The organism is Mesorhizobium sp. M4A.F.Ca.ET.020.02.1.1, assembly GCF_004022645.1.
In the GTDB taxonomy this organism is placed as follows: Bacteria; Pseudomonadota; Alphaproteobacteria; order Rhizobiales; family Rhizobiaceae; genus Mesorhizobium.
In genome coordinates this window covers 1-3,887 of sequence record NZ_RZOI01000589.1, presented here as the reverse complement: position 1 = coordinate 3,887, position 3,887 = coordinate 1, and the positions used below count along the sequence as shown (strand labels likewise).

4 protein-coding genes are annotated in these 3,887 nt (G+C 63.3%); 1 reads left to right on the top strand and 3 read right to left on the bottom strand.

From position 1 onward, the window contains the following. Both EN742_RS27290 and EN742_RS27285 read right to left on the bottom strand, forming a co-directional pair. On the bottom strand, nucleotides 1–585 hold a 585-nt coding region (locus EN742_RS27290; protein WP_128333489.1), incomplete at its 3' end, for a GTPase. Nucleotides 586–591: 6 nt separating this feature from the next. Then, on the bottom strand, nucleotides 592–1,257 hold the full coding sequence (locus EN742_RS27285) for a tetratricopeptide repeat protein (protein ID WP_127406435.1): 666 nt from the start codon (nucleotides 1,255–1,257) through the stop codon (nucleotides 592–594). Between the two features lie 204 nt (nucleotides 1,258–1,461). Here EN742_RS27285 and EN742_RS27280 point away from each other — a divergent pair, with 204 nt between their 5' ends. After that, entirely contained in the window at nucleotides 1,462–2,469 is a 1,008-nt protein-coding gene (locus tag EN742_RS27280; protein WP_127406436.1) for a polysaccharide deacetylase family protein, read from the top strand. Between the two features lie 22 nt (nucleotides 2,470–2,491). On the opposite strand, the gene sbmA is transcribed toward EN742_RS27280, so the two are convergent. After that, entirely contained in the window at nucleotides 2,492–3,751 is a 1,260-nt protein-coding gene (sbmA, locus tag EN742_RS27275) for a peptide antibiotic transporter SbmA (protein ID WP_127406437.1), read from the bottom strand. Between the last annotated feature and the right edge of the window lie 136 nt (nucleotides 3,752–3,887).

The following is a 3,887-nucleotide window of genomic DNA, read 5'->3' as shown; positions in this document are numbered from 1 at the left end:
GGCGTCGGGGTCGGCGATGTCCTCGCCGATCAGCACCTCGCTGGCGGCGATCTCCCCGTCGTCCTCCTCGTCCTCACCGAAGGCGCGTTCCTCGCCGAGCGCGGCGATCACCGCGTCGCGGAGGTCGGGCATGCCCTGGCCGTGCTCGGCCGAGACCGGGATCGGCTCGCCGAGGCCAAGCTCCCAGGCCTCCAGCATGCCGCCCTGGGCGCCCTTCGCCTCGGCCTTGTTGGCGACCAGCACCACCGGCTTGCCGGATTTGCGCACGACCTCGGCAAAGGTGCGGTCGTCGGGCAGCAGGCCGGACTTGGCGTCGATGGTGAAGAAGATCAGGTCCGCCTCGCGGATGGCGATCTCGGTCTGCTGGCGCATGCGGCCGGGCAGCGTCGAGGCGGCCGCATCCTCGAAGCCGGCGGTATCGATGACATCGAAGAAAAGATCGTAGAGCTTGGCGGCGTGGACGCGGCGGTCGCGGGTGACACCCGGCGTGTCGTCGACAAGCGCCAGCTTCTTTCCCACCAGCCGATTGAAAAGAGTCGATTTGCCGACGTTAGGCCGGCCGATGATGGCGACTTTGAAGCCCATCCGGGATCACGACGCGTTGCCCGACCCGCGGATCAGTTCGGACATCAAGGTCGCCCGCTGGCGCGCATTGCGCGGGGCGCCGTCATCCGAAGCGATCTGGTCGAACAGTTTCAGCGCGTCCGCCGTCTTGCCTTCCTTCCAGGCGGCAAGGCCGAGCGCTTCGCGCGCGGTGTGGCGCAGCGTGTTTGTATCGGCGGTGAGGGCCTCGACGCGGCTGGAGACGTCGGCGAAGGAGCCGCTGTCGACCAGCAGCAGCGCCGCCCTCAGGCGCGCCATGTCGCGGATGGCCTGCGGGATGGCGGCGTCGGCGGCAACGTCGTCGAAATCCTTGACGGCGGCGGCGACATCGCCCTTGTCGGCCTTGACGGTCGCAGCGCGCATGCGGGCAAGCAGCGGATAGGCGCCGTAGCCGTCCTTCTGGAGCTGATCGAGAGCGGCCAGCGCCTCGTCGCCCTTGCCGTCATTGGCAAGCTTCAGCGCCTGCGAGAAAGCGTCGCCCGAGCGGTTGGCGCGGCTCTCGTCCCAGTAGCGGTAGCCGGCGACGGCGGCGGTGCCGAGCACGACCAGGATGGCAAGGCCAAGCAGCGCCGGACCAAAGCGGTCCCACAGCGCCTGCGCCTGTTCGCGACGAATCTCTTCGTTGACTTCGCGGATAAAACTGTCGTCAGACATCAATCAAAACCATTGCTGCCCACACGGGGCGCTTCTTGAGCCCGCGTTTTAGCGAAATTTTGTCGGCATGGAAGGGGTGCGCCAGGAAAATCGGCGGGATCACGGATCAGGCACGGTAAAGAGTGCTCCCGAGAGCTGATCGTACCCACGCCACATTTCGCCGCTAGCCGGTCACCGACCGTCCCGATGTCCAGACCCGTGCCGATGCCCCGCCTATTCCCTGCTGTTGCGTTCTCCCTAGCCGCGCTCGCCGTGGCCGGCCCGGCTTTCGCCGATCCGCCCGTGCCACCGCAATCGGCCAAACCGAAGCAGATCGTCATCATCTCCTTCGACAGCGCCCGCGAAATCTCGCAATGGCAACGCAGCCGTGCCCTGGCGCAACGCACCGGCGCGCATTTCACGTATTTTCTCTCCTGTGTCTTCCTGCTCTCGCAGGAAACGCGCAAGGACTACACGGGACCCGGCAAGGGCGCCGGCAAATCGAATATCGGCTTTGCCGCCTCGAAACAGGAAGTGACTGAGCGGCTGGAACAGGTCGGGCTGGCCGCGTCGGAAGGCCATGACATTGCCAGCCATGGCTGCGGCCATTTCGACGGCAAGGGTTGGAGCAAGGCCGACTGGCTCGCCGAATTCGCCTCGTTCGAGCACATCCTGGAGAACGCCTATTCGATCAACGGCATCGCGCCCGAGCCGGCCGGCTGGCGCGATTTCGCGCGGCATGCCGTGATCGGTTTTCGCGCGCCGTACCTTTCGGCGAACAAGGCACTCTATGAGGCGCTGCCGCAAGCTGGCTTCCAGTTCGACGCCAGCGGCGTCTCGCAAGGCCCTGCCGTGCCGCCGGAGAAAGGCGGCACCACGCGCTTTTCACTGCCGCAGATTCCGGAAGGGCCGAAGTCGAGACCGGTGATCGCCATGGACTACAATCTCTATGTCCGCCATTCCGGCGGCTTCGAGCGGCCGAGCATGGCGGCGGAGTTCACGGAGCGGACCTACCACGCCTTCCGCGCCGCCTTCGATGCGCAATATCAGGGCAAGCGCATCCCGCTGGAGCTCGGCTTCCATTTCACGCAGATGAACGGCGGCGCCTATTGGGATGCGCTGGAGCGCTTTGCCGGCGAAGTCTGCGTCATGCGGCAGGTCGAGTGCATCAGCTTCCGCGACTATGTCGCGCGCCAGCGCGCCGGCGAACGGCAGGCAATTGTGGGCGGCTGAACCGCCCACGGCCTGGTCTGGTTCAGGTCGGATCCTCCACGCCATGCTTGGCGAGGTAACGCTGATCGATGTCCGGCAGCGGCTCGCCATACAGCGTCGCCTCGAAGGCACGCAGGCGCTTGTAGATCGAGATCAGCTCAACAATCTGCGGCCAGGCGCTGACCAGATACTGGAACGAACTGGAAACCTGGCCGAAGGCCGTGCTGATCTGCTGCCAGATGCCCAATGTGATCTTGCCGGCTGCGATGGTCGGAATCAGGATAACACTGGAGAAGATGGCGTCTGCTTGGCCGAAGCCAGCCCGGAAGACATTGAAATAGGCATAATGGAAGTAATAGCGGAAGTAGGTGCGCCGCACGTTTTGAAACAACTCGGTCAAAGCAGGCGGCGAGGCCCGGTTCGGATCGTCCTCGCCATAGACGAGTTCCTTTCGGTAAGCAGCTTCGACACGCTGGTTGCGGAATTCCATGCCCGGCAGCTTGACGCCGGCTACGGCCAGCAAAATGGTGCCGAACAACGACCAGACCAACGCGACGATCACCAGAGAATGAGGAATGGGCCCGATCAGCGGCAGTTCGGTTATGTGTGCCGAGAGGGCGTCGAGCACCGGCAGGAAGGCGATAAGTGTCAGCAGCGAATCGGCGAAAGCGACACCCAATTGCTCCATGGAGGTGGAGAACCGCATCGTGTCTTCCTGAACGCGCTGCGAAGCGCCTTCAATGTGCCGCAGTCTCGACCAGTTCTGTGCATAGAAATCGTTCATCGCCGTGCGCCAGCGGAAAATGTAGTGGCTGACGACGAATTTCGTCACGACGTAGAGCGAGATGAACATCAGGCCAATCAGGGCGTAGATCCCGAACAGGCTGTAGAGTTCCGCCGCGCTCACCGTGCCTGGTGCACTAATCGCCTTTTGGAAAAGATCGAAAAACGGCCCGCGCCAGTTGTTCAGCGCCACATAGATCTGCACGTTTATGTAGGTCGAGAAGAGAATGAACGCGGAAACCAGGATGGACCAATTCTGCCAGGGGTGGGGCGAGTAGAAGCGCCAAAACAGATAGAAGGCGGCCAGCATCACGGCGAAATAGATGTAGAACCACAGGAAAGGCGCCGACCAGAACATCGGCACGCCGAGGATCGGTGGGGCGTCAGGAGCGGCAGGCGGCAGACCGATGGCGGCGCCCAACTGCTGACCACCGAAAAACCAGAACAGAATCCCCACGAGACTCCAAAGGGCGGCCGAGGTGAAAAACAGCTTCGGCTGCGGGAAGAAGGATACGAACACTGTGGCGGGTTCCTCGGTCTGTGCGCAAATCAGCGGGTTTCTGCTCGGCGGGCATAAGGTCACACATTAGGGCGAAAGAAAATGCCCGTGCCCGATGCCCGCTACGGAGCAAGACCACAAATCATGGCGATTTTGG